Origin of the sequence: Fictibacillus phosphorivorans (genome assembly GCF_001629705.1) — a bacterium.
Classification (GTDB): Bacteria; Bacillota; Bacilli; order Bacillales; family Fictibacillaceae; genus Fictibacillus; species Fictibacillus phosphorivorans_A.
Map to the genome: position 1 here is coordinate 2,019,577 of NZ_CP015378.1, position 25,587 is coordinate 2,045,163.

The 25,587-nt window shown below is 33.2% G+C and carries 41 protein-coding genes; all 41 read right to left on the minus strand.

Annotation, left to right across the window (positions count from 1 at the left end; translation table 11 throughout):
- Nucleotides 1–27 precede the first annotated feature (27 nt).
- The 41 genes from ABE65_RS10255 to ABE65_RS10435 all read right to left on the minus strand — a co-directional run bounded on the left by ABE65_RS10255 (nt 28) and on the right by ABE65_RS10435 (nt 25,366).
- On the minus strand, nt 28–702 hold the full coding sequence (locus ABE65_RS10255) for a peptidoglycan recognition protein family protein (RefSeq protein WP_066394389.1): 675 nt from the start codon (nt 700–702) through the stop codon (nt 28–30).
- A complete protein-coding gene (locus ABE65_RS10260) occupies nt 695–883 on the minus strand; it encodes a hypothetical protein (protein WP_066394390.1) in 189 nt (62 codons plus the stop codon). Before ABE65_RS10260 ends, ABE65_RS10255 begins: the two co-directional genes overlap by 8 nt.
- 13 nt (nt 884–896) lie before the next feature.
- On the minus strand, nt 897–1,181 hold the full coding sequence (locus ABE65_RS10265; protein WP_066394393.1) for a hypothetical protein: 285 nt from the start codon (nt 1,179–1,181) through the stop codon (nt 897–899).
- A gap of 60 nt (nt 1,182–1,241) precedes the next feature.
- On the minus strand, nt 1,242–1,655 hold the full coding sequence (locus tag ABE65_RS10270; protein WP_066394395.1) for a hypothetical protein: 414 nt from the start codon (nt 1,653–1,655) through the stop codon (nt 1,242–1,244).
- Between the two features lie 69 nt (nt 1,656–1,724).
- Nucleotides 1,725–2,864, minus strand: a complete 1,140-nt coding sequence (locus ABE65_RS10275; protein ID WP_066394398.1) for a siphovirus ReqiPepy6 Gp37-like family protein — start codon at nt 2,862–2,864, stop codon at nt 1,725–1,727.
- 45 nt (nt 2,865–2,909) lie between these two features.
- Complete coding sequence (locus ABE65_RS10280; protein ID WP_066394404.1) at nt 2,910–3,179, minus strand: hypothetical protein; 270 nt, start codon at nt 3,177–3,179, stop codon at nt 2,910–2,912.
- A 129-nt stretch (nt 3,180–3,308) separates the two neighbouring features.
- Complete coding sequence (locus ABE65_RS10285) at nt 3,309–3,602, minus strand: hypothetical protein (RefSeq protein WP_066394413.1); 294 nt, start codon at nt 3,600–3,602, stop codon at nt 3,309–3,311.
- 120 nt (nt 3,603–3,722) lie between these two features.
- On the minus strand, nt 3,723–3,848 hold the full coding sequence (locus ABE65_RS22330; RefSeq protein ID WP_269148788.1) for a CD1375 family protein: 126 nt from the start codon (nt 3,846–3,848) through the stop codon (nt 3,723–3,725).
- A 40-nt stretch (nt 3,849–3,888) separates the two neighbouring features.
- Nucleotides 3,889–4,017, minus strand: coding sequence for a CD1375 family protein (locus ABE65_RS22415; protein ID WP_419471041.1), 129 nt, complete (start codon nt 4,015–4,017; stop codon nt 3,889–3,891).
- On the minus strand, nt 4,017–4,331 hold the full coding sequence (locus ABE65_RS10290) for a hypothetical protein (protein ID WP_066394414.1): 315 nt from the start codon (nt 4,329–4,331) through the stop codon (nt 4,017–4,019). Before ABE65_RS10290 ends, ABE65_RS22415 begins: the two co-directional genes overlap by 1 nt.
- Before the next feature lies 1 nt (nt 4,332).
- Entirely contained in the window at nt 4,333–5,361 is a 1,029-nt protein-coding gene (locus ABE65_RS10295) for a WD40 repeat domain-containing protein (protein WP_066394416.1), read from the minus strand.
- A gap of 2 nt (nt 5,362–5,363) precedes the next feature.
- Nucleotides 5,364–6,290: a hypothetical protein gene (locus ABE65_RS10300; protein ID WP_066394418.1), complete on the minus strand. Its 927-nt coding sequence runs from the start codon at nt 6,288–6,290 to the stop codon at nt 5,364–5,366.
- A gap of 14 nt (nt 6,291–6,304) precedes the next feature.
- The gene (locus tag ABE65_RS10305; RefSeq protein WP_066394422.1) at nt 6,305–7,156 is read right to left on the minus strand and encodes a phage tail family protein; all 852 of its coding nucleotides are present in this window, start codon (nt 7,154–7,156) and stop codon (nt 6,305–6,307) included.
- Complete coding sequence (locus ABE65_RS10310; RefSeq protein WP_066394424.1) at nt 7,157–9,316, minus strand: phage tail protein; 2,160 nt, start codon at nt 9,314–9,316, stop codon at nt 7,157–7,159.
- Between the two features lie 7 nt (nt 9,317–9,323).
- Nucleotides 9,324–9,617, minus strand: a complete 294-nt coding sequence (locus ABE65_RS10315; RefSeq protein WP_066394426.1) for a hypothetical protein — start codon at nt 9,615–9,617, stop codon at nt 9,324–9,326.
- Between the two features lie 8 nt (nt 9,618–9,625).
- Nucleotides 9,626–9,979, minus strand: coding sequence for a hypothetical protein (locus ABE65_RS10320; RefSeq protein WP_066394428.1), 354 nt, complete (start codon nt 9,977–9,979; stop codon nt 9,626–9,628).
- A gap of 19 nt (nt 9,980–9,998) precedes the next feature.
- The gene (locus ABE65_RS10325; RefSeq protein WP_066394433.1) at nt 9,999–10,403 is read right to left on the minus strand and encodes a phage major tail protein, TP901-1 family; all 405 of its coding nucleotides are present in this window, start codon (nt 10,401–10,403) and stop codon (nt 9,999–10,001) included.
- A gap of 11 nt (nt 10,404–10,414) precedes the next feature.
- Nucleotides 10,415–10,819 (minus strand): DUF3168 domain-containing protein, encoded by a 405-nt coding sequence (locus ABE65_RS10330; protein WP_066394437.1) that lies wholly within the window; start codon nt 10,817–10,819, stop codon nt 10,415–10,417.
- Nucleotides 10,816–11,247, minus strand: coding sequence for an HK97-gp10 family putative phage morphogenesis protein (locus tag ABE65_RS10335; RefSeq protein ID WP_066394439.1), 432 nt, complete (start codon nt 11,245–11,247; stop codon nt 10,816–10,818). The genes ABE65_RS10330 and ABE65_RS10335 overlap by 4 nt, the downstream gene beginning before the upstream one ends.
- Nucleotides 11,244–11,561 carry a phage head closure protein gene (locus tag ABE65_RS10340; protein WP_066394441.1) on the minus strand — a complete coding sequence of 106 codons (318 nt, stop codon included), beginning with the start codon at nt 11,559–11,561 and terminating at the stop codon, nt 11,244–11,246. Before ABE65_RS10340 ends, ABE65_RS10335 begins: the two co-directional genes overlap by 4 nt.
- Complete coding sequence (locus ABE65_RS10345; protein ID WP_066394443.1) at nt 11,558–11,866, minus strand: phage head-tail connector protein; 309 nt, start codon at nt 11,864–11,866, stop codon at nt 11,558–11,560. Before ABE65_RS10345 ends, ABE65_RS10340 begins: the two co-directional genes overlap by 4 nt.
- Nucleotides 11,867–11,874: 8 nt before the next feature.
- Nucleotides 11,875–12,051 carry a hypothetical protein gene (locus ABE65_RS21855; protein WP_231887880.1) on the minus strand — a complete coding sequence of 59 codons (177 nt, stop codon included), beginning with the start codon at nt 12,049–12,051 and terminating at the stop codon, nt 11,875–11,877.
- A 53-nt stretch (nt 12,052–12,104) separates the two neighbouring features.
- Nucleotides 12,105–12,917 carry a phage major capsid protein gene (locus tag ABE65_RS10350; RefSeq protein ID WP_066394446.1) on the minus strand — a complete coding sequence of 271 codons (813 nt, stop codon included), beginning with the start codon at nt 12,915–12,917 and terminating at the stop codon, nt 12,105–12,107.
- A 73-nt stretch (nt 12,918–12,990) separates the two neighbouring features.
- Nucleotides 12,991–13,602 carry a DUF4355 domain-containing protein gene (locus ABE65_RS10355; RefSeq protein ID WP_066394448.1) on the minus strand — a complete coding sequence of 204 codons (612 nt, stop codon included), beginning with the start codon at nt 13,600–13,602 and terminating at the stop codon, nt 12,991–12,993.
- Between the two features lie 90 nt (nt 13,603–13,692).
- A complete protein-coding gene (locus ABE65_RS10360) occupies nt 13,693–14,574 on the minus strand; it encodes a minor capsid protein (RefSeq protein ID WP_066394450.1) in 882 nt (293 codons plus the stop codon).
- Nucleotides 14,561–15,838 carry a phage portal protein gene (locus ABE65_RS10365; RefSeq protein ID WP_066394452.1) on the minus strand — a complete coding sequence of 426 codons (1,278 nt, stop codon included), beginning with the start codon at nt 15,836–15,838 and terminating at the stop codon, nt 14,561–14,563. The genes ABE65_RS10360 and ABE65_RS10365 overlap by 14 nt, the downstream gene beginning before the upstream one ends.
- A gap of 15 nt (nt 15,839–15,853) precedes the next feature.
- The gene (locus tag ABE65_RS10370) at nt 15,854–17,518 is read right to left on the minus strand and encodes a hypothetical protein (RefSeq protein ID WP_082861381.1); all 1,665 of its coding nucleotides are present in this window, start codon (nt 17,516–17,518) and stop codon (nt 15,854–15,856) included.
- Nucleotides 17,519–17,715: 197 nt separating this feature from the next.
- Nucleotides 17,716–18,267 carry a tyrosine-type recombinase/integrase gene (locus ABE65_RS10375; protein ID WP_066394454.1) on the minus strand — a complete coding sequence of 184 codons (552 nt, stop codon included), beginning with the start codon at nt 18,265–18,267 and terminating at the stop codon, nt 17,716–17,718.
- A gap of 164 nt (nt 18,268–18,431) precedes the next feature.
- Nucleotides 18,432–18,839 carry a phBC6A51 family helix-turn-helix protein gene (locus tag ABE65_RS10380; RefSeq protein WP_066394457.1) on the minus strand — a complete coding sequence of 136 codons (408 nt, stop codon included), beginning with the start codon at nt 18,837–18,839 and terminating at the stop codon, nt 18,432–18,434.
- A gap of 293 nt (nt 18,840–19,132) precedes the next feature.
- A complete protein-coding gene (locus ABE65_RS10385) occupies nt 19,133–19,405 on the minus strand; it encodes a hypothetical protein (RefSeq protein ID WP_066394459.1) in 273 nt (90 codons plus the stop codon).
- 55 nt (nt 19,406–19,460) lie between these two features.
- Complete coding sequence (locus ABE65_RS10390) at nt 19,461–19,868, minus strand: hypothetical protein (protein ID WP_066394461.1); 408 nt, start codon at nt 19,866–19,868, stop codon at nt 19,461–19,463.
- 69 nt (nt 19,869–19,937) lie between these two features.
- Nucleotides 19,938–20,135, minus strand: a complete 198-nt coding sequence (locus tag ABE65_RS10395; protein ID WP_156499155.1) for a hypothetical protein — start codon at nt 20,133–20,135, stop codon at nt 19,938–19,940.
- A gap of 76 nt (nt 20,136–20,211) precedes the next feature.
- On the minus strand, nt 20,212–20,922 hold the full coding sequence (locus tag ABE65_RS10400) for a hypothetical protein (protein ID WP_066394464.1): 711 nt from the start codon (nt 20,920–20,922) through the stop codon (nt 20,212–20,214).
- A gap of 90 nt (nt 20,923–21,012) precedes the next feature.
- The gene (locus ABE65_RS10405; RefSeq protein WP_066394465.1) at nt 21,013–21,261 is read right to left on the minus strand and encodes a hypothetical protein; all 249 of its coding nucleotides are present in this window, start codon (nt 21,259–21,261) and stop codon (nt 21,013–21,015) included.
- A 274-nt stretch (nt 21,262–21,535) separates the two neighbouring features.
- The gene (locus ABE65_RS10410; RefSeq protein ID WP_066394467.1) at nt 21,536–21,964 is read right to left on the minus strand and encodes a DUF3908 family protein; all 429 of its coding nucleotides are present in this window, start codon (nt 21,962–21,964) and stop codon (nt 21,536–21,538) included.
- A 293-nt stretch (nt 21,965–22,257) separates the two neighbouring features.
- Complete coding sequence (locus tag ABE65_RS10420; RefSeq protein WP_066394471.1) at nt 22,258–22,665, minus strand: hypothetical protein; 408 nt, start codon at nt 22,663–22,665, stop codon at nt 22,258–22,260.
- 85 nt (nt 22,666–22,750) lie between these two features.
- The gene (locus ABE65_RS10425; protein ID WP_066394472.1) at nt 22,751–23,020 is read right to left on the minus strand and encodes a hypothetical protein; all 270 of its coding nucleotides are present in this window, start codon (nt 23,018–23,020) and stop codon (nt 22,751–22,753) included.
- 81 nt (nt 23,021–23,101) lie between these two features.
- Nucleotides 23,102–23,272, minus strand: coding sequence for a hypothetical protein (locus tag ABE65_RS21860; RefSeq protein ID WP_156499156.1), 171 nt, complete (start codon nt 23,270–23,272; stop codon nt 23,102–23,104).
- Nucleotides 23,273–23,275: 3 nt separating this feature from the next.
- Nucleotides 23,276–23,428 (minus strand): hypothetical protein, encoded by a 153-nt coding sequence (locus tag ABE65_RS21865; RefSeq protein ID WP_156499157.1) that lies wholly within the window; start codon nt 23,426–23,428, stop codon nt 23,276–23,278.
- Nucleotides 23,429–23,549: 121 nt separating this feature from the next.
- Nucleotides 23,550–24,122: an HNH endonuclease family protein gene (locus ABE65_RS10430; RefSeq protein ID WP_066394473.1), complete on the minus strand. Its 573-nt coding sequence runs from the start codon at nt 24,120–24,122 to the stop codon at nt 23,550–23,552.
- Between the two features lie 806 nt (nt 24,123–24,928).
- Nucleotides 24,929–25,366: a hypothetical protein gene (locus ABE65_RS10435; RefSeq protein ID WP_066394474.1), complete on the minus strand. Its 438-nt coding sequence runs from the start codon at nt 25,364–25,366 to the stop codon at nt 24,929–24,931.
- Nucleotides 25,367–25,587 lie beyond the last annotated feature (221 nt).

Below are 25,587 nucleotides of genomic sequence, written 5' to 3' on the forward strand. Positions count from 1 at the left end.
TAATCGAATGGAGTAGGCTTTTATATATTACAAATTCTCAATACTTACCTTGTATCCACGTTCTTTAAAGTCTTTAGCCAAAGATTCAGCGTTAACATCATTTGTTTCAATAATCAATTTAACTTGTTTCTTAACAACTACTTTCTTAATTGGTTGAGCTGCGGTTTTAATTCTGTTATGAAACTTCGTAAAAGAACCATCACGTTTCAAAATTACACGGGGACAAAATTTACCTGAGTAAGATTGGTGAGGCTTAACTTTCATCACATCAATCTTAATTAATTCCATTAGATGAACTGTTAAAGCAATTGCGTTCTCTTCAGCTTGAGCATAGTCTTTTTGATCAACGTGTTCACAAATCTCAATACCGATTGCATTCTTATTACCTGACTTTGCTCCAGACCCATCTCCTGTATGCCACGCTGGTTCATCAAGTGGAATATGCTGATAGATAAAGTCTTCGTCTACTGAGAAATGCCATGAAGCGTAACCAGTTTTTGCTACAGGAAGTTTTGATTGGTTATGTATATATGTATTATGTGCTTTGGCATTTGCACCACGACCACTGTTTCCAGTGTTATGAATAGCGATTTCAGTCGGGTTCATAACTCCACCTGGACGAATTTCAGGATTACCTTTATCAACAATGTCTACAATAACTTGAGCTTTCCCTAATTGTTTTACTGTTAGTGCTTTAATCATATTTATCACCATTACTTTGACTAGGATTTGATACAATACCTGCTGCAATTAATATAGCTAGTAAAGCATTAACGTACTGAGTGTATTTTTCAGGTGCAAGTAATCCCATATCATTCACGAATAGTCCGATTAGCGCAAAAAAAGCTATCCATAACGGATAACTCTTGAATTTATTTTTCATTTATAGCACTCCCCTATTTAAAGTACATGACTAAGCCTATAACGATTGATACTCCCAATGAGATATAAGCTGGTACAAGTGCAAAGTTACTCCGTTTATCTAACTTTGCTTCTTTTAAATCCTCTCTTACATTCTGGATTTCTTTATCTCTACTGCGAAACATTTCATCTGCCTCTACACGAGTTAAAAAGTTTGTTTGCCAAGCATCAAATTTAGCTTCTAATCTCAGCATTACTTGACCCATTGACTCTAGTTGAGTTTCAAGTTTAGCCAATCTTTCTAGATCTTTTGATTCCATTGTTAACACCTTCTTTCCACATATAAAAAAGCCCTAATTAAATTAGGACTTTCATAATTCTTATTGAGTCTTTTTCATTTCTTTTAAAGCGACTATCTTTAAAGCTTCTAGTTCTTCTTTAGAGAGTTTTGATTTTAAATCTTGGTATATTTCTTCTTTCTCTGAAGTAGTTAAACCTTCCCTTACCTTATCACGCATTTCTACCATTTCATTTACAGAGTATTTCTTAGAAACAACTTTCATTGCTTCTTCCTTGGTTGTAAATGGCAGGTTTTCAGGAGGTTCTTCGTTAGCTTCGATATATTTCTTAATCTGAGGGTCACTAAGTAACTTATTTACCTCTTCTTCATTTGCAACTAATGTGTTAGAAACTTGATCCATTACTTTATCTGACGCATAATCCATTGCATAGTTATAACCTACAAAACCTAATCCCACTAAAATTAAGAGAAACCATAATATCCATTTGAACATAATATCACCATCTTTTAAAAGTTACTTAATGTGTAACATAAAACAACTACTTTTAAAAGTATAATAAAATTATTTTCTTACTTCAGCTGAAGTTTGTTTTAATTCTTGTTTAATACGATTAATGAGCGTAGGACGGGATTGACCAAAAGTAGCTTCTAATTGGTAACCAGAAGGTTCTAACACCTCTTTAACCTCAGTTATCCTTGAATTTAAGGTAACTCCCCATTTTCTATTTTGAACGGTTACAATGTCACCTAAATTCCAATCTTTTTCATACACAAAAGGACCATTTGTTAATATCTGTGCTTCAAATGTTGATTCATTAGAATGCTCTAATAAATCTTGTTCGGCTCTTTCAGTGAGTTGAGCAATAATTTCAGATTCAGGAATTTGAACTTCATTGTCATCAACCTCATTTACATCCCTGGCATCAATAAAAGTTTCAATTCTATCCAAACCTATTCCAGATCCAACCTCAATTATTCTACGGTTTACACCTTCACCTTGTCCTGCTGAGTAGGCAACATTTTTATAATTCAAATCAGAGTCCACATATTCAGCAGATTGAATATTGTCAAAGTCTACACTGAATATTACTGGTGGATTTATAGATTGATTAGTTGTTAAGTCTCTACCTTCAATAACATCAAAATCTAACTTCTTTGTTTGTGTGTTTACTTTTATCTCCCATCCAAGACCTGAAGAAATTGATAATGTCTCTAACTCTTCAGAAATATTCTTGAATCTGCTCTGCAAAGATAACTGAGTACCACGATTTAAGTTTGCAGATAAACTAAGCAAGTCTATTTTTCTATAAGGATCAACAGGGTCAATGAAATGATTATCTATGTAGTGCTTCATTACTGTCTCAGCGTTTCCACTTTTTCTATCGTGAGATGTATCAGGCGGAGGAATAGTTATCCTTTGACTTGTAATATGCTGCAATGAATAACCTTTAATAAACCATTGTTCTTCTCCATCTTCATTTAACTCAATTTGTCTATGCTTTATAATACCTGCTCTGTGTTTAGATCCACCAAGCAATAAGATGTTATTCTTAATAAGCCTTTCAGTGTGTTTTTTGTTGGGGTTTATACGAAACTCAAACTCGCCAACCTTATGAAATCTGCTAACAAAGATTAGTGATTCATAATCATCAATCTCAGCCAAAAGTTCTAATTGACTATTTAAAATCCTTATTGGCTTCAAATAATCCCTCCTTCCATAAAAAAAGAGGACTAGAATTAGCCCTCATCACTTTTTAAAATTAAAGGTTGCTAATAAATTTCCTAAAGCCTCAAGTAATGCCAAAACAATAGAAGTGTAAATCAAATTGGAAGAAAGCATTAATGCGCCAACTTTAACCTCTTCATTTTTTTCAAACAACAAATCGTTTGTTATTCCAAGATGTTCTGATTTTAATGTTACTGCCCCATAATAATTAAATTCAGCATAAACAAACAAAGCTAGTAATAAATAGCCACCGAATTTCAAAAGATTTAAATAGTAATTTATAAGTTTCACAAAAGACTCTCCAATCCAAAACATTATTATTAACCTAAATTAATATCGTTCACTTTTTAATAATTGTTAGATTGGATAATAATTAGGAACTCAAATTGTTGTCTCAGATGATACAAGTGCGGAACCTTATTATGTTCTTGATTGCAACATATAAAGTTTGTCCAAGTATTCCAAGTGTTCTTTTCTTTTTGATGGCTCAAGATCATCAATAAGTTTTCTAATCATAGCTCGTTGCTCTAATACTATTTCAGATAAATCACTTCTTTTTAATCTTTGAAGTGCTGATTTAGTAATAAGAAATTCATCACTATAACCCATGTACTCTAACAATAACTTTTGAAGCCGATCATGTTTATCGGTTTGATTTTTCAAAAACTTAAAATGCGATTTCTGGATATTTATTGTTTCATCATTATCTTTCATAAAAATACCACCTCAGGATAATTATACCTAAAAGATTACGAGGTTGTCTTGTCACATGAGTATACACTTAGTTCCTTTAGTGCAAAATGGGCATAAAAAATACGCCTTCAACGGCGTTTGTTATTGTGCTAATTCTCCAAGCTCTAGAGCTTCAAGTTCAGCTTTTACTTGCGGTTGTAATGTTGATGGTACTTGGCTATAAGTTTTATAACCGCGTACGATAAGCGTTACGTATACAGTTACCATATCTATGTCCACCTCCTTCCAAAGAAGGTATGCAATCATCTTAATTAGCTGCAGTAGTTTCATTATCTAGTAGGTCTTGGACTTCTGCTCTGTGGATCTCTGGCACCTGTTCAATAGTCTTTGCTCCTGCCTTAATAAGCTTGTAATAGATAGTTACCATGTTAGACATTAAGCGCCACCTCCAAGAATCATTTCATAAAGTTCTGTAATGGCTAACATATTTGAAACATTATCTTCTTTGGAAACAGTAAGTTCCGCTTCCAATTGCTGTATTTTTTCCTCAGGTGTAAACGGACGATCCTCATACTCGTAATAAAGAGTTTTATTAGTAGTGTCGTATTTGAGGATAGCCCTTTTCCCAAAAATGACCTCTTCCCCAGGTATTGTTCCGTCATATAATTTACCTTCATCATTAGAGTCGTTGCTTTTTACTGTAATATACACAACTTCGTCTTTTGAATTTGTTGTTAAAACTAGTGTCATATTATTTACCTCCTGTATATAAGAAGTGTGGGTTTGGAAGTACAGTACCTACCCCTGTGTTATAAACTGATCTTACTAAATGTGTACCATCTTCATAACATGAAGCAATGAGCTCAATAAAACAGGAAGCAATTATGTTAGATTCTATAGTTCCGAGAGCTGTATTCACTATAGAAGTGCTATAAGTCTGGGTATCACTTTGTACCCCTAAATATGCTTTTGTTTTATTTTTATCATAAGCTACTACCCCGTACACTCCACTTCTAGACGCTATCAAAGTGCCCACTGTTTTATTAGAAATATCTAAATTGTATGAACCAGCGTAGCCCGTATTACTACAACCTATTATTCTATTGTCAGAAGAAACAAAGCCACTATAAACATTGTTTAGCGACGGTGTATTTACAGACTTAAATGTCTTAGCAGTCAAATCATAAACAACAGTGTATGGTCCATCAGTACCCACTACTAATAAACCGTTTACTTCACCATAGATATACGATGGGCTATAACTTAGGGTGTAATAGATCTCCCATAAGATTCCGTTAGCATCAAATTTGTATAATCGATTTGTATTAGAAAGAACATAAGCATAACTCTCATCAGGACTAACTAATACGGAGTAGATACGATTAGCATTGCCGGTGGGTGGATAAATTTCTGTCCATGTGCCATTTAATATATCTAGACGTATATATCTAGGATTAGTTCCATCCCCAAAAATGGTATGGTAGAAAAGATAGTTCCCCATTATAAAACCCCTAGTTCTCATATCGCTAGGTATAGTAAACGATGAATTAGCTGGGTGCGCTAAGCTAGATCTAATCAAGGTCTGATTCTTTTTGTTCACGATATATACTCTGCCGTTCCAGAAGAAAGCATAATATTTCTTATTCATAGCTAAAGGAGTCGGTGCTGAATAGGAAATTCCATTTCTTATTGATCCAGTGTTAGCGTAATAAATTGGAGGTAATGGTAATTCTGTTGATACCCCTCCAAAACTTCCGCCATGCTCTTTAATATCAATCATAATCACACCTCACTTATCAAAACGCCATCAGCATCATAAGTCAGAGTAAGGTTGGTTGTTTTTTCGACTGTCATACCATTTAGCCCATAATAGGTAATATTTCGTGTCGTATAGTTTGGAGACGTTCCTCCACTTAAAATAGATCGGACAGCAAGCTTATCATCAGATCGCTTATATTCAATGGTCGTAAAAATTCCATTCGCGTCTTTGCCTGATTTATAAACTCTAAAGTCAGTCTGTTCAACTTTTTTTCTTGCGCCATCTGGCGTTTCTTTGGCATTCCAGTCTGTCCGTTCCTGTCCGGTAATATGTGACACACCATTTGCTTTATGTGCAGCAAACTCACTTGCAGAAGCAAACCCCTCTGATTGTATACCTTCCATAAATGAATCCCATTCTGTTTGAAATTGACTTGTAGGAATACTAATCAATGAATACACTAATCCACATAAATTCTCATCTAATCTTTCATCAATTAAATCAGCAGGATTTAAAGTTGAAGTATTTGCTCTAACTCTAATTTGAGCTAAGGAAAGTTCATAAATGAATTCATCTCGCTGCAATGTTGGTGCAACTGGCGTTGCAGAAGCAGTACCTTGTAACACAAACAATTTAATAAAGCGACTCTGATTCCGTTTATCTAATCGCAATACAATACGATCAATACGGTCTAAAGTCGCTTCTGGTAATGCATGTGTGAGATACAAATCACTTGTATTCTCATATCCATATCCATCTATAATGGCTTTACCTGCTTCAACGTACGTTCTTAAATCCGTTCCTTCACACTTAACTTCTAAAGCAGGAATGTTGTCAGTATGTAATAATCCTGAGCTTAATACATTGCCGAAATAGTCGGCAAAATCACTAGCTTGATATGTTCTTAAATCTCCAGGTGCAGAGTTAAAAAACTTTGATATTTCAGCCATTTTTTTCATCCTTTCTATACAGCGTTATATAATTTGCTGTATCTTATATTTACAATTGCTCCTTGTATATCACTGTCTGCTGAATATTCGATAATGTTCTCTCCGATAGCAAGTTTAAAGAATGTACTATCTAAATCAATCCAGTTGAATACATTCGTAACTGTTCCATCAGGTGAAACAAACTCAACTGTTTTCCTTCCATCAGTAGTATCAACTCTCATGAATTCACCTTCATTTAAAGTTTGATTTACTTTAATAAACTCACCAGTTGTTATATTTGTAATGATTGGATTTGTAGCAGCTCCATAGAACTCTATATAAATAGGTGCAGGAGCATCACCATCGTTTATTATTGTTCTTTGATCACGTTGAATCCCCATTTCAAAAATACCCTCAAAGGGAAATTGAAATAGAGGTTCAAAAGTAGGTTCCTCAGTAATTGATGTTGATTTCCAATAAGGTGAAGGACACAGAAAAGTAAGCATACATCTTTGATGCCGATTTCCTCTGTTTTCACCATCAGGAAAAACTGGAACACTTTCAGCTACAGCATCTATTTCTCTAATTAAGTATCCATTGTCATATCTTAAAGTACCTTTTCCAAGCTTCGGATTTGTTACCCTTGAAAACTCTCTACGTCTCTCAGATAGTTGTTTATAATTTAATCCTTTGATAATGAATTCAATTTCTACAAATCTTTCATTTAGGATTGTTTGAATTAAAGTACTTCCATCTTGGAAAGGTGATTTTTGAGTTTGATTATCCGCTCCTACATCACCTAATCCATTTACAGAAACCAATGAAAAAGAGACTCCATCGAATTTAATAGAGTCTCCATTGGCATTTATAAAAGTTAATGTTTCCATTTAAAACCCCCAGTCCATTGCTAAACGTTTACTTGCTTGTAATTGTTTTCGTGCTGTCTCGGATGGAGAAAGAGCTTTTGGACTGTTAATCGTGATGTTTTGAACTATACCGCTTCTACCTGATGACGAACTTGAAGAATCAGATGCTCCACCTTGTATGTTTGGTAATTGAAGGACATCAGTTAATAAACCTTTAATAATTGGCATACCTTTGGAAATACTATCTCCAATCGGACCCGCAAAATCTAGTTTATCTAAGTCACTCAATGGACCCGTTTTTGCAGGTGAAAACGGTAAGAAATCTCTTGCTTTTGATGCAATTTCTTCCATCTCTTTAAGCACTTTACCTGCTGCTGCTTTAATTCCACTAGCCATCATATCAATTAACCCTTTTCCTGCATTAAAGAAAGTAGTTCCCAATCCTGTAATAAATGAAACTACGTTATCGAAACCAGATGTAACTACATTTTTCACTCCATTTATTCCAGTAGTAAAGATAGATTTTGCTGTATTCCAGATACCCGAAAACAATGTTCTCAAAGTTGAACCAAATGCAGAAATTCCTCTTGTGATACCACCGATAAAGGTAATTTGCACAAAGCCAAGAATAAACTGAACAGCTCCCGAAAGAATTTGTTTAGAAGCCTCCCAAACACCTTTCCAATCCCCAGTAAACAATGCAGAGAAAAACTTAATTACTCCAAGTATAATGTCTATTGCACCTGATATAGTCATTTTTATAGCATTCCACGTTGAAATTACCAGTGCCTTTGCAACTGGGAAAACAACTTGTAGAATTGCTCCGATTGCTTTAACTGCAACCTCTACTACCTTAGAAATGACTGACCAAACGTTTTTCCCAGCTTGTAATATCTGTTGTCCGTTTTGATCCCAAAAAGCTTTAACTTGAGCCATTTTACTCTGTATAAATTTATAAATTGCATCGATTGCTGGTTTAATTGCGTTATTGTAAACATAATTCCATGCAGTAAGTGTGGCACTTTTTATACCTTCCCAAACAGAAATTACCTCATCTTTGAACCAAGTAGTCTTAGTCCAGAGCATGTATAATGCTCCTCCAACTGCTACAATTGCTGCTGCGACAACTGCTGCTGTAGCTGCAACAGAAAGGAACCCTATTAAAAAAGGACTAATTACAAGCCATAAAGCTGAGAAGGCTGCTGTAAGCCCGCCAGTCAACCCGATTCCTACCGCAAGAGGTGCAAGCAATATGAGAAGTCCAACGAACAGATAAGCAAACCAAGATACTGCTGCACTTAATTCTGGATTCAACTGACTAAAAGTAGCCCATAACTCGGCAACCTTATTTATTCCTAATACAATTGCACCCATTACTTTATCCCAAGATTCAATGAATGGTAGTAATGCTGTATTTAGAGTACTTCCTAAAGTGCTTAATGATGTACTAAGTTCTGTAAATCCATTATTTTCTGCCATCTTAGCTAAACCTACATTAATTCCAACAAATGCAATTCCAGCTAATAAAGCTAAAGATGCAGTACGCAACAAACCAGTATTAATCATACGAGTCATATCTAATAACTCTTTCATGTTTGCACTGGGACCCAGTTGTTTAAGTGCCAATACAGTTGCATTACCTTTTCTTGCAACACCTTCTAAACTGCTACCAATCTTTAATAATCCATTATTAACTGTGTAAAGGGGATTTCCCATTCGTTCAAAATTAGCTGCGATCTTCTCACTTTGACCACTCCTTGCTAACATTTGTCCTACACCTTGTATAAAGGATTGTTTCATGAAATCATTGTTTTTTAGCATGTTTTCAGTTACTTTTTTATGTCGTTTCCCCAGTTCTTCAACTTCAGACATAAATTCTTGATTTGTACCCTTGTAATCATTCATACTTTTACCAAGTTTGAAGAATCCATATTCGACTTCTACCATATCTTGCTTAAACGGTTGTAAACTTGCACTTGCTTGAGTGTACGCTGATTTCATTTCATCACTCATGAGTTTCCATTTACCAGATAATCCTGTTACACTTTGACCCATATCTTTTGCTACAGATGAAACATTCGAACCCATTTTTTTGAAATCTGTTTGTACTTGTTTCGTACTTTTTTCTAAACCAGAGGTGTCAGCACCGATTTTCACCATCATTTCGGCAATAGTTGCCATTACTTACTCACCCCATTTCCCTTTCTAACTCTTGAACAATGTTCTTACTTTCTTCAGCATTTGTTTTCTTCTTCTCTTTTTTCTGTTTTAAGTTAAATGCTTTTACAGGATCTAGAGGTTTCTTATGTTGAGCTGACATGATTGTTCTAGCATGAACAGCCATCATTGAACGTTGGTATTTATCCCGCCATTCAAACCCTTCTACTAGTTCCATAAATTCACGGTGAGTTAATTTACCTAATTCATCATGGGATAAATTTAAGGGACCAAACGCTAATTGTTTGATCCCTTCCCAATCCATCCCTTTATTTAGTTTGGGTTCTGTATTTCCTCATCTTCTGGAATTTCAACTTCATCCCCAAGTAGTTTTGAAAGGTTTAATGCTTTCATGATTGGTTTAAAAAGCGATTCCATTGATTCACCATTTTCAATCGCTTCACCTAACATATTACCTACTCTTTGGGGAGTAATTCCGTGCTCTTTCCACTTCAGTCCGAATGTATAGAAGATACGAAGAGTATTAAAACCCATTTGTTCTTCAGTCAAAATTGCACTAATACCTTTACCGTAAAACGCTTCTAAATCAGAAACAGAATTATAATCAAATCTTAATAGCTTTGTTTTACCATCTAATTCAACTTGCACATATTTTTGTAAGGTCATTTTTTAATTCCTCCAATTTTTAAGCTGCTGGTGCAGTTAATTTACCTGTTCCTTGTAATGAAACGCTGTATGTAACTTCGGCATCGTAAGAACCTTCAAATTCTGCCGATGTAACTAAAGCCATTCCTTCTTCAGTTGCAACGCCTTCTTCTTGCATACGAACTTTTATCTTTTGCTTATTACGGATAGCATCCTTTAATTCTTGATATCCAGCATCATCTTTTACATACACACCATCTGCATCAATAGTCCATCCGTAAAAACCATAATCATACTCGAATGCACCTTGAGAATCCTTTGATGTAATATCAATTGTTTCGCTTTCTTCTGCCAAAGTTGCATTCCTCTGTCCAGCAACTGCTGCCCAAACTGGTACTGCATCTGTACCTGTATTAACCATTAATAAAATATCTACTCCACGCATTATATAGCCCCCTATAGGTTTCTAATTTTAAATCTGTACCGCATTACACCATGCCTAGTAATATCATCAGGATCACTAAGCACTTCCATAAACTCTAATTGTGTAAACTCCACTAAAAAACCACCATCCAATGATAGTGGTTGAGTAAGAGCGTTTATTATCAAATTCATAATTTCTATTGCTTCTTTTTTACCTTTATAACGTGACCAAACATGTATTGTATGTGTTAACTCTTCTCCATACCATGTACCTGTTGACCAATTGTTGACTGTATCCCCATTTCCAAGCGTAACGTATGGAAAGACAGTATTTTCATCTACCGCATCATAAACACCAGTTATTTTTGCTGCTAATTGTATATCATTAGACAGTCTATTATAAATGGCAGTTTGTAAGCTTAGTATTGCGGTTTTCATTTTACATCCCTCAATGCTTCAGCTAATTTACTCTTATATTCAGGGATTTCTTGTTCATAAGCAGGAAATAGAAATGGTTGTGCTTTAGTTCCTGGATGTTTAACTTCTTTTCCATATATTTGTTTCCCGTCACTTAGAGTACTAGAGTCCTTGGTTGAAATTGTTCTTGGTGCTGTTCCAAATTCAACATGAGGAGCATATTCTTCATTTGTTCCTATTTCTGCACTCATTTCATCTGGTGCAAGATCAATCCCAATACTTCTTTTCAAAGTACCTGACTTTACTGGTGTTCTTTGTTTAGCATTGGCTTGAATTTTTAGAGCAGTATCTTTAACAATATTACTTACATCTGTCTTTTTGTTTATCTCATAATCTTTGATATTATTAATTAATGCCTCAAGTCCTTTTAACTCAAAATCAATCTTCATTGACTTACCTCGCTAACACACAACAGACATAACACTTCTTCTAAACCACCTTGATCAATCGGAGCATCAATTTTAAGAATTTTACCGTTATAGTTAATCCTAAATTTAAAATTAATTTCACTGTCAAAATCCATGAATATTTTGTAATTAATCTTGGATTGTATTTGTTGTGCAAGAAAATACTTACTTCCACTCAAAGGCTGTACTAAAGCTTCGACTACTTTAAATGTAGCCCAATCTTCTGTGAAGCCACCTGAGCCATCAGGAATTTTTGTTTTTTGTTGGAATATAATTGTGTGAGGGTACTCATTCATACTTTGATCCTCAAATAAGGCTGTAGTAACTTGAGTATAGACTGAGGGAAATCAGTATCATAAGAATATGAGACTTCACCAAAAGAACGAGAAGATTGACCTGATTTATTCATGTTGTATTCAATCATTTTAGCAAGTGCAATTTTTGCCCCACCTTTTAATACAACATTTCCATTTTCATCAGTGAAAGTATTGTTACTGTACTCTTGAATGAATTCAATGAACAAAGGGATAGAAGTTTGAATGTAAAAATCATGTTTGGAATTAGTGATGCCTAAAATATCTTTGACTTCTTGTGTATCCATTTCATCACCTATTTCTTAACAGGTTTCTTTTTGGATTGTTCAGGTTTTTCATCCTTCACAGTTTCCTTAATAGATTTTTTCGGTTCAGCGACTTCTTCATAATTAGAATCCGCTTTACAACGTTTAATATGATCTACATGAGTAACTTCCCAAATAAGACCTGTTTCTTTATTTTTAATAAACATCAAATCACCTCATTAAAAAAGAGAAGGGAATTAACCCTTCTCCAAGTATGTATTTAAGCTACTGTTGCTGTAAGTACTGCAAGTGCCTCAGGACGAAGTACAGAAGAACCGTAAACAGTAAGACCACGAACACCGTCAGCAAAAGCATTTTCAAGACGCATAGCTTCTACTTGATCGATTTGCTTGCCGAAACCGATTGCTTCTTTGTGTAGTGCCATGATCTTCTTCTTACCAGCAGCTTGAGACAACTCTTCAGATACAACAATCTGCAGCCCATTGATCTTTTGACCTTCAACAACACCATTTTCAAGAACAACTGGTGAACGAGTGAAACGGTCATCTTTAGAAAGAAGTCCTAGAACATCAGAATCAATAACACAGAAACGGTCAGCTTTCGGAACTTTCTTCTTGTTCAATTTAGTACCAAGATCAACGATAGAGTCATAAACATTTGCTTTAGTCAATGCGATTGGAGTAGTATCGTTTCCGATAACATTGTCAGCGTGAGCACCAGTGAACAAACCAAGAACATAGCTATCAGTTGTTTCTTGTAGGCTAATTGCTGCACCGTTTACATGTGGTTGCATTAATTCGCCAGCAGCTTGAACTGCATCGACATCGTCAACTTGAATTGAGAAATATTTCTTTTGATTCATAAGGATATCAACAGAAGTTGTGTTAACAGTATCCCATGCAACAGAACCAGCATAGTCCTTAATTGTTACGTCAGTAGCTTTGTTGAAAGTAATTGTATTACCTGCAATTTTAGTAGGAAGAGTAGTAATAAGTTCTGCAATTGCTCCTTTGTTGTATTTTGTTAATAGTTTTGCTTCCCAAACTTGTGGAATAAAAGATGTTACTGCCATATTAAATCACCTATACCTTTTCATTTTTTATATTTATAGTGCTTCTTTTACGTCTAGCCTGAAAGACAAATACTTATCCTTTTAACACATCGTCTAATAATTTTGGATCTAGTTTTGCAATTTCTTCAGTAGACATGTTCTTTAATTGATCCATAGTAATAACACTTGGATTGCCGCCTCCTGGAGGAGTGTAAGAGCCTTTTAATCTGTCTTCAACTTGAGCTTTAACATAATCATTCATAGCAGTTTCAAATTGCCCTAAATTTGCAAGCGTCCTTTCTTCATCCTGACCAATAAAGAAATCAATCAATGATGTAGGAATTTTCTTATCACCAGCAACTGTTAGAGCTTTATTTTTAAGTGACTCTCTTACTTTTTCATTTTGCATTTTCTCAAGATCAGCTCTTAATTTATCAAGCTCAATTTGTTCTGGAGTTTTATCTGGATTACGTTTCTTAATCTCTACAGAAATAATCTTCTCAAGATTGTTAGTTTTCCAAGTATCTAAACCTTTTGAAAAATGCTTATCCTTTTCAGAATCAATCCATTTACGGGCATCATCGTTTTCAATTACAAACTTTTGCACCTCATCAACGCCAAATTGCTTAAAACCCTGAAGATATGCACTCACTTCTTCTTGCCCTTTGTTCTCATCTAAAAACTTCTTAATTTCTTCTAAATTCATCTTTTCATTTCTCCTTGTGCCCTTTTAACGCATAGCCCTAAAAGTGCAAGTATTTTTGCAAAATAAATACACCTCAAAATAGGTGCTTACTTAAAATCTTTTATGTTTCAACCATTCTTCATAATTGGAATAATTTATTAAAGGCTTAACTCTGTCTTCATTCTTGATATTTTCCTTTTGCACAGTAGGTTTCCAACCATCCACAACAGGAATAATATCAGACCTACAACCAACATGAGAATCTTCTGGAATATTCGGATGCTTTCCAAACTCATATATCCTACCGTCATGCTCACGACAGTATTTACTTGTTTTCTTATCAAGTGTTGCGTCAAACATTACCTTTTTAACCTTCATTTGCTCATACACTTGATCCTGAGCTTGCTTATGAACCCTTGCGACCTCATTAAATATCAATCTTTCAGACTCGTAAGTTGATACTCCAAATATCCGCTTTACTTCTTTAGCAAGTTTCTTAGGATCGGTACCATTTATTAATGCTTGTTCTACACTATATCTAACTTGTTTGACTAACTTCTTTTTGTTCTTCCAAATACGATCAGAAAACATTTCTTCCTTAACAGGAGTATTGACGATTGCTTTCATTTCGTTTGACTTTAGTGGTTTAACATCAATCGGTTTATCCTGACCTGATTCCATAATAAAAGCTGTACGATAATAAGATTCAGAAGCAGTTTCATTTAATATCTTAGTTGTTACTTCGATATCCTTCTTACCTAACTCTTTTACTTGTTTAAGAAGTGTTTTATCAAGTTTCTTGAGTAACTTATAACGCTGCTTCTTAGAAACTGATAATTTACCATCCACAATGTACGATAATAACATAGAGTTAATATCTTTTTGTACTATTCCAAAGGACGATTTAAAGAGTTTTAATAGTTCATTAATGTTTTCAGTTACTAACTGTTCAATTAATGTACGTAAGAGTTGTAAATACTTATTCAACTGCATCTAAATCAACTTCTTGATCCATCATTGATTCTCTTTCCTTCAAATACTTTTGGTACTCTAAAGAAGGATTCTCAACGAACGGGAATAGTGAGTAGAGAGTTTCTAAAGGAAAAATATCCTTTAGTTTTGATGCAATATCAGCTAAATGTAACAAGTCGGTAGGTGTATTTAGTGTGAATTTCTGCTTTATTAAACGATAATCGTAATCAATATTCTCTTTAATCTTTAGTATGTAGAAATAATCCTTCAATCTGGATTTAATACATTGTTCAAGCATCGTGTGGATCATTGTACATTTGTTAGATAGAGTGATTAATCTTCCAGCCAAGGCTGATCCACTTGTATTGCTCTGCATCTTCTCGTTTGTATCAATATGAGATGCTTGTTTGTATAGATTTTCTTTAATTTCTTTCAACGTGCTATTTGCAAATGCATCTGGAAGATTCTTAATTAAATAGTCTATTTCTGCACCTTGTTGAAGTTGAATTACTCCTTTTTCATTCATTGCAGCAATATCTTCATCTTTTTCAAATTTTGTACCTATTACTTTAAGGAATGCAGTACGGAAATCTGAAAGTTCATTAACCATATTAGAAATGGTTAAATTGTAACTGTCGATGAGATCTTTAATATCATCTAACATACTTTTTCGCTCAGTGTTTGCTTCTACAACTTTAACTGGAACCGTTAGGAATGCATGCTGACTATCGCCAAGTTTCTTAAGTTCTTTACCATCAACTTCAAAATGCCAAACAACCTTATTCGGTAAGTAAACATCAACAAATTCTTTCTTTGAAAACTGGTTCTCTACATAATGATGCATTGCAAGTTGAATTGTACTATCAGCATCGTTACCTTCCAGCACATAGCAATTCAATGGAGTAAGAACTGAAGATTTAAACTCATTTCCCTTTAAATAACGTAATTCATAAGCATAACCGAATGTGTTAGTTTTTAGCATCAATTTTTGGTTGTGTACTTTTTCCCACGTTGAAAAATCGGTATCAATACGGTCTATGTGTTCCTTATTACCTTGTTTATCTATGTAATTAACGGGATTACTCAGAGAATAAGCTAGTTCATCATGTAGAAACTTCTTAAACCAGTTCACTACAATCTTAGTATTAGCTCGATTTTTAGAGAAAGTGTAATTAGATAAGATGTCGTGTTTACCATCATAATAACGTTGATACTTTTCTTTCTCTTTTTGCTGTAATCTAAATGCTTCAAAACACTTGTTTAATAAATCTTGTGTAGTTTCCATTAATTCACCCCTTCCTTATAAGCCTAAAGCTGATCTGCTGAAAAGTTTAATTGGTTGAAATACATTAATATCATCAATATTTGCATCAAACATTTCTACAGAGTCAATCGCATCATCATGTCCAATCTTAGACCCTTGATAATCAAGAATTTGTGATGTAAATTCTTCATCTTCTTCACAAAAAATGATAAAGCCATTGTTGACTTTACCAGCGATTGAACGTATTCGATTTTCCTTGTTGCTATATTGTCTTTTTTCAGATACATCAATGTTACGTTTCCTTAGTTTTGGATCGACTTCAATCAATTTCTTTAATTCTGCTTCAAATCTACCCTGGAAAGTGTTCTTTTCAATTAGAACATGAGTAACATCTTCATAATCCCTCAGTAAACTTAAAACCTCAGTAATAGAATCATCAAATTCTTTCTTATAGATAAGTCCTTTTCTGACATACCTATGACCAGTGTTAGTCTTAGAACCTAAACATACTGCTGAATAGTCATTTCTATCACCGATTTCAACAGCACAATCAACTGTAATCATCGTTTTTTCAAACTCTAATTCTTCCACTTCCTTACGCTTCATCTTTTTGATGTTAAAGAAACACTTGCTACCTGTTAACAAAGTAGCATCATTCATCATTTCCTGTTTGAATGAAACTGGATCACTAAAATATTTAATTGCCATTTCTAAAGGATGCCATTTATCTTCCCATAGTACAGGAAACTTCATCTTTCCCTCGTTTTCATCGTAATAAATCTTAGAATCCGCTTCAGCATAAGTATTCTTATTGTCATAATATATTTCTTTGAACCTTTTCCAATATTCATTAGAAAACATTTCATCAATATCATCAACTAAGACAGCTCTACCAATAATTGATTTGTATTGTGGATCTTTGAGTAAAGAAGAAATAAAGCAATCAGAAGCCAACACAGTGCCACTGATAATAAACTTAGTTCCTGCTTTAATCTTCTTACCATCACGATATACAGGTTCATCACCAGCAAACAAGATGTCTTTACGATATACTTCCATCTTCTTTTTCTTAGCTTCATCTGTAAGAACATCTGTTAAACCTTGAGTGTCATCCAAATATACATGCGTTGGACGTTTTCCCATGTGCTTTTTACCACGAATAGAAGAAGTAGATGATAAGGCGAGTATTTTTACATTATTAGTAAAGTGTATCTCGTTTTTATTTACAGTGAATCGCTTAGAATCAATCAATTTACCAAATGAATGTTGAATAAATGGATTCTCTTCAAATTGTTTTCTAACATCAAAGATAAACTCTTGAGCATCTGCTTCAGTCTTACCTATAATGACTTGAAAAAAAGCACCGTAACATACCTGGTGAACTGAAGTTGCGAATGTAGAAATGGTTGTCTTGGCAAACCCTCTTGGGAGACAGAGAATCATCTTATCTACTGTATCTTTAATTACACATTCAGATAATAACTTCCAACATTCAAGATGAGTTGGTGAGAGTTTACGTGCAAGGTTATTTGGTTTAGGAATGAATGTATCCTGTAGATAGTAAGTACAAAAGAAGGATAAATCCTTACGTCCTAATTCAGATGCAAGTGAGTTAGATCCAAATAAGTAATCGTGTTTATCTTGCTGCGATTTATGTTGATTGTGTTCAATGAGTTGCAATGCTTTTTCTTTACCGAACATCCTAGATAGATAGTTTGCCAGGAGCCGGAGATTTTCTTTAGTATGAATTAATTCAGTTGATATGAGTTACACTCCTAACCTTGAAAGGTATAAAAATTTTATAAAAAATTCTCTCTATAATTGTGATTGGCTCTGACCCTGCTAGGATTAGAACCTACCCTACCACAAATAAAAAAGACCATCATAATAGATAGTCTTTAGAGTACAAAATTATTTAGATCCTCTTCTATTTCTTCTTCAGTAATACCAATGTATCTAAATGTTACTTCTGGCTTCGTATGATTTAATATATACTGCAACTTTGCTACATCTTTGGTTTGTTTATAGAACCAGTATCCAAATGTTTTACGCATTGTATGTGTGCCGATACCTTCAGTAATATCCACCATCTCAGCAGCCTTATTTAACTGTCTGTATGCTTGTGTTGAAGTGATAGGCTTATCACCTTTACGACTAGGAAACAACCAAACGGAATTAACAGTATCAATGTAGTTTTGTACTTCATCATAGATGTTGGATAGTTGGATAGTTCTTATCTTATCAGTCTTTCCTTCTTGAATAACTAACTTCTTCTTTCTTTTTAGATCAGATACTTTCAACTTTAGTAAATCACCTACACGCAATCCTGTATTGATTCCAATGAGGAAAAGAATATAATCACGTTGACCACAGTATTTTTGTAAGCTCCATTTCATGTCTTCAACTAATTCTTTACTTCTAATTGGTTGTACGTTTTTAATCTGATTCATTTTACTTACCCCTTTCACCTCAATGAAATCAACGTATTGAATGTACGTTTATTATAACTAATTTCATTTTATTGGTAAAATAGGTAAAAGTCAATAAAATCAGCAAAATGAATGTAAGTTAATTAGTAAAAACCTACATTCGTTAAAAGAAACATTTTATCCAATTATTCCTCTACTTCAATCGTATCAAATACCTGCTTAATATCATTGTCGTTAAAGTTGTTACCAGTAGGAGAATCTAGAGCGATTTCCATTTTACTAACCGCTTTACCTAATGACTGATCTGCAATATATTTTAATGCGTCCAACCTGACTTTCTCCGACTCTCCGTTCATTGCCAAATTATATATCTCATTGACAGTTCTATTAACTTTGCCCATTAAAAAATTCTGTCCCTGAGTTTTCATTTCACGTTTAAGCCTGTCGACTTCCGCAATCATTTCAGGTGACTTTTCCCATAACCACAAGGTTCCCCGATTAATTCCTACTTCCATTGCTATATCTTGCTTTTCCATCATTCCACTTGCAATTAAAAATGCTGCATGTTGTTTATTTTGTGGTAATTCTTTCACTATTTCACCCCCAACAATTCAACGTGAATTAGACATTAAAAAAACACCCATTACAGGTGTCATAATCACTTCTTAGGCTTCTCACCATATTTTTCTACATTATCCAAAACAGCCTTCTGAAACGGTCTAAGATTATCAGTCCTCCATTGTTCCTTATGTTCATCACTACAGAATTCCTTTTGACCTTTTTCCAATACAACCTTACACTGTTTACATTTCTTTTTAAACATACCAATAACCCCCATTATCCATTTTATCTACCTACGAATATTATCGGTTAGAGGTTTCATCATTTATCTTTCCAAAAGTGTTACAGTATCAACTATGATCTCATCATCTAAGTGCACAATTCTTTCTTCAAAATACTTAAATTGTCCTTCTAAATTCTTTTGAATCTCTTCACAGCTCTCACGAATACTATCAAATACTTCTTCACTTAACCTCTGATCATGCTCAACCCTAGATTGCTGCCACTTTCTTAAACGCTTATTCTCTTCATGTAAATCAATACACAAGCTGCAAACAAGAGAAAATGCAATTAAAGTGATAATAGTAATAATAAACACTTAATCAACTCCAATTCATAATAAAAAGCCGCCACAAAGGACAGCTAAATATTTATTAAGATTGTATTTCATTCTTCTCTTCATCAATTTCATCTTTAGAAATCATTTTCCTAACCACTCTAAGAAGGATTAACATAAGCAAAATAGTCCCACAGAATCCCACAACAGTATCTAAATTTATATTAACTGAGCCAATTGGAAAGAAGTTATCAAATAGACCAATAAAATTAATATCCTTACCATCTACACCTGGTAAAGTATAGATTGAAAAGATTACATAATTCTGTGATTCTGTAACTATTTCTGCGGTTTTCTCTGCAAATAAATAAGCAGCAACTTCTTCAATAAAACCTTCACTTTTGTTAAGAGCTAGACCTTCTGCAAAAATTACAAACTCCGTTTTATCAGGATTTGTAATAGCCATCATAATAAGTATGCCAACTATGATAAGTACTTTTTTCAAAATCTCCACCCCTTTTGCTTTTTATTTCTACAAAAGGTGATGTTTTCCTTTAGAATTGAAAGTTCCACTTTATAGCGTATTCATCCACCACATTAATCCTATTGTCCAACTAACACCCAATATTAACAATGTCACTTGCTTAGGTAGTTTCCTTGTCATAATGACTACAACTAAAGAAATCACAACAAATATAATTAATAAAATAAATATTGGTGCAGCAGGTAGTAAAGTCTCAAGATTTAAAATTTGTACTGGCTCTTCCATCATCTCACCTCATAATAAATATCGGTATGAGGTAACTGAGATTCAATATAAAATCACTCAAATTTCTTGATACTTTAATCTACAACTTATTATCATAATGTCCTTTTGAAAGTTCATCTTTAATCACGTTTTTCAATTCAATTAACTTTTCATAATTACTATGTATATACTGTCCATCTTCTTCAGTGTAGTCATCTTGTTCTTTTTTTATTATTTCCATTAGCCTGTATACATTCAAAAATATTTCTTCAAGTAAATTTGATACTCTCTCAGAAAAAAACAAATCATAATTAAAGCAATAATCGTTTGCAATATTGACCTCTTCAAATATTTCTAATAACTTTGCATCCTTAATCTGTTTCTTTATTTCTTCTAATGAGTCAGGACCCTTTTCCCAAAGATGCAAAATTAAATCTATCCGTTCAGCAGATATCTTAAATTTTGAAAGATAATCTGTGAATACGTTCTTACTTAATAACAAACCTGTTGGAACTGTAGAATGAAAGTAGAAACTTCTAATATTCCTATGCATCCTTAAGATCAAACCGTATAATTCAGGATAGTATTCATGTCTTTTGCTGGAATATAAACCAAAGTCATGTATTTTTCTTTGATAATCAAATCTAGTATGTTCAGCAATTAAAGACAAATCATGTTTATGATTCTCAAGAGCAGTACTGAAATAGCTATTAATCTTACTTTTGATAAGAGCTCTTATAGAAAACAAAAGAACACCAGATAAAACAGATACACTTGCAATATACCCTAATACTTCAAAAATTGTTTTCATCCATATCCACCCCTCGACATTATATTGTCAAAAGGTGGAATAAATTGCAATATTAAAAGCACCTCCCAAGAAATGAGGTGCTGCTACTTATTAGTAATTTGATGAATTTAATTCATTATCGTGCAAATTAGCTTCATCAACTGTCATACTAACTCCAATTGAAACGATTTCTTCTTTTTTGATTCGATATTCGACCCAATTACTATCGACAAAGGTATACCATTCACCATTGTTCAGGTTAAGAATATCATTTCCAATTTTGCTTCTATCGTCTTCTTTGATAAAATAAGAAAATGTTTGCCCGTTAGACAAACCAATAGTAACTTGACGTTCTTCCATTCTCCACACCTCCCCTCTCATCAAATAATAAATGAAACAGGAAGATGTTATACTACTGTGAATATATCCTTCAGAATTTTACCTTTTACCTCTAAAACAACCCCATTACCAGTTGCATTAAACTTGTTTTTCTCTATCTTAATAAAACCCTTACTACGTAGCTTATCAATCTCATTACTTATTTTTAAAGTGTTATTATGAAACTCCACATGAAACACACCTTGTTGATTTGCTTCATTTTTCAATTCAGTATATAGCTTCACATTTAGCTTAATCATTGTTTTACAATAGTTTCAGATGCTGATGTTTTCTGAATAAGAAGCTTAAAGATGTCTTCAACTTCTTCCGAAAATGATCTTCCCCAATGTTGATTAGTGTCATTCACACTATTAAATTCAAGTGTTTCTCCAGTAGAAAGAAAAACATTTAAATTTAGAGGCTTATATCTTCCTTCTGTAATCAGTTCAAAGTTTTTCACTTGATCATAATTAAAAACTCGTATTTTTAAATCTTGATTATTCTCAAAAATAAATATTTGGTTATCCAGAAAAAGATGAGCTTTTAGTTTCTTATCCGTAAACAAATTTTTAGGATAAAACAGCTTGATATTTTCTTTTTCAACAAACTTATTTATGAAATATATTATTGAAACATCTTCTTCTCCAGCAAGATCTTCTACAAAGTATTCATAGCTTATTTTCATTTATATCCCTCCAATTTCGTTTGTATATAATTTCCATACGAATATTGGAGATTCCTGCAGAAATTTAAGTTATTTTGTATAAAATTCTAATCTTTCCATAACTATATCCATTATTTCATTTGCTTCTTCTTCAGTTAAACGTTTGTAAATTACACCTGTTATAAATCCAATCATAAATAACTCTTTCTGAACAGGAGCTAACCTTTGTTTATAACCCTTCTCAAAACCCTCTAAAGACCAGCTAGCTAATATGAGCAATCGTCAGCTTGTAGGGAATAATTAATTTCCTTGTGTCATTTTTTATTTCTTTCATTTTTTATTTGGGTAAGTAAACTCTTTAAAAAAACAGCTTCTACTCTTTTTTTCTTTTCTAAAACTGATCCATATAAAATACCTGCTAAGATTCCAGCAGTTAAAAGGAACGCTATCATAGGATGAACAACTCTAGAAAACGCTAATAAGTATGTAGCCATTAAAGCAACATATGCAGCAAGATATTTAGAATGATCATAATGTGATTCTATAGCTTCGGTTTTAGCGATTGCCAATAACAATACATCATCTTCCAGTTCCTTAAGCATAATGAGCCTATCCATTTGTTTTTCAATATCTTTTTCTTCTCTAAATTTTTTCGCGAAAGAATAAAATTCCTTATAATTTTGACCCAGTATAATTTCACTAAAAATGTTAATTTCATACACCCCCACTTAAATATATCGGTGGGAAAATTGGAAAATTTAAAAAAGCACCCAGATTAACGGGATGCTTGTTCATACAAAAAGGTTATTAATATATTGCCTTTTCTTCGTTCTGGAATTTAAAAATGATTGTTCTTATAGGATTATCTTTATCCTCATAGTTAATATCAGTATTTACAATTCGTTTCATACCATCATTAAATTTCAATAATGTACCATTAAGATTATGTGCTTCTTCAATTAAATATTTGATACTAAATTCGGGATTTATTGCTTTAATTTGAGCTTCATTTAAATCCATTTCAACTTTCTTATCTAAGTCATAAAACAAGATATTTACTTTTAATGTCTCTTTCATTCTTAACACCTCCCTTCCTGCCGAATACATTATATATTTTACAGGATATGACAGATGTCCTTTGTTTTATGTAAAAATTTGTTATTTCTTATCACCTAAATATGCTTCATTAATCCCATTAAGCAACCTGTTCATGAACTCCTCATTGTTCAATAGCCTCTCTATAGAAGAGAAGTCCTTAACTCTGTCTGTACGTACAATCGATCTACGCTTCTTCTTAATTTCGTTCTGATCGGTCTTGTTGTTATTCATAATTTATTTACCTTTACCCAATAACTCGGTATCCTTAGTGTTGTTGTGTACTTCTAAAATAAGCTTAGTAATTGCTTGATCTAAATTATTCTTTTTCTCTAAATTACATGATTTTTTATAAATAATCTTACCGTCTGTTGGAATATTGCGTAACATCTACTTCACTGTCTCCTCACTGTTAAATCTTAGATGAAGAGACAGCATAGCACATTTTTAGAATTTAGTCTTACTTACGTAAATTACGCAAAAGTTATTGTCTAGGGTATGTATTGTTTAATTAATTCAGTTGCTGGTTATTAACATCAACATGCTTCCAAGTTTTACGTTTTAAAATTAAATAAGCATTAATCCTTGTCATATCATACTTATCAGCAACGACTGAAGCATATTTAGAAATTGTACCGTCAAAATCTGAGAAGTCTAATAGAATATCAACAATATCATTTTCAGTAACTTTACATCTAGGTTTACCCAACCTTTGTTCAGAAAGCCTATCCTTATAATCCAGTGCTTGCGCTGTTCTAGTTCTTAATTCTAGATTATCTGCACTATTATCCTCAGGATTTTCATTGCGATGATGTACAGTGAGTCCAATTGATAACCATGAGTTAATCAACATTTGTTGCTTTGCTGCCATGACGATTGCATGAGTGGTAAATGTTTTCGATCCATTTTCATCGTACAATGTATTCATGTAATAACCAGAATCATTTAAGTTTGACTTTAATTTCTTCAAATATCCTCGTCTAATACTATAAATAATACCTTGATCTAAATCCACCCAATAATCACTATAACCTGGTACTCTAGTATATTCCTGCACTAACTTATAATCTAATACATCATTCATTTATATTCATTCTCCTTAAGATTAATTTGTAAGGTCATAAACCAACAGAAAAAGGACTCTGTAAAAACACAGAATCCTCTTCATTGATCACCGTCTGAAATTAATCTCCTGCTACATCACAGGATAAAGAGCGCATCTCACCACTCGAATTTCTCTGTTAAACTTCTATTAAACATCCAAATAATCATGGCTGCTTAATGCAAATCTAACCGGCTGGTTAACTTTTGTTCCATACCTCCTTTTGAGATTTTCTAGCAAAAAAAAAGACACCTACCTAAATGGTGGTGTAGTAGCGTTAAATTACCCTTCCTATTACCGATAACGCAAAACTAGTCGTATCAAGGGTTTGAAGGCTGTTCATCGGAAAATTTTAATCAAAGTTTGCGTATCTTGATACTTTTTAATTTACCCTTCCTATTGTCGAAAGATAAAACCTAGTGCTATCAAGGGTTTGAGCCACATTTTATTTACCTTTTTGATTCAATTTTTGATATTTTTATATTTCTCTCCCCTATTGTCGAACCTTTTTAGACACTGAATCCCTTGTGGCTCTAAGAGTTTGAAAATTTCCATCGGAAAAATTTGCTCGTTTTTTGTCATTTTGCATATTTTGAATTTTACTCTTTCCTATTGCAGATACTTTTACTCAATAGTATCAAGGGTTTCAGGGTTTCCTTTCGGCAAATATTGATCAAAAAGTGCATTTTTTTAAGTTTTTTCTTCCTTTAAAGAGTATCCAAGTAAGAAATAGAAAACCGAAAAGCCTTGTTATCATTGCGTTTCTCACTAAGAATGGAACGCTGAGTTTACTTTGTCATCTTCTTATTCTTAAACTTTACTTTTCTCGCTTTTGCCTTTTCTTTCTTTGTATTCTCTTGACAAGATAAACATTTAGCCTGCCTTTGTTTCGTCACTTCAAATCGGACATTACAATCTGGACAAAGTATGCTATCACCTAGGTTTTTTTTAAGATTAGCAACTAGGACATCTCCAAAGCTGTTCCATAGCGTTGTCTTATTTTTAGCATTCTTGATACCATACAAATATTCAACCAATACATTTGCAACATACTGTGGATTATTATAAATAGTTAATATTTCTTCCCTTATATACTGATAAACATAATTGTAGTTCTCTGAACCACCGTGAGATTTATTTATCATAAAACGTTTTTTCTTATCCAGTTCCTCATATTTAGTAATGATACGTAAATTTAAATGAACCATATCCAATTCTTTTATCAATTTATATTCCTCCTTATATCTTGAACACCCATTCAGGGTTGTGTTTTTGAAAATGTTATATTTTTGCCCTATATAGAATATTGATAATGATTAATAATTTTATATAAAAGTAAAAGGTAAATTAATTTATATTATATGTAGGGTAAATTTGTAACTTATTCGTTTAACATTACTCACAGATAAATGTATCTGTATTATAATGTAGGGCAAATTTATAACTT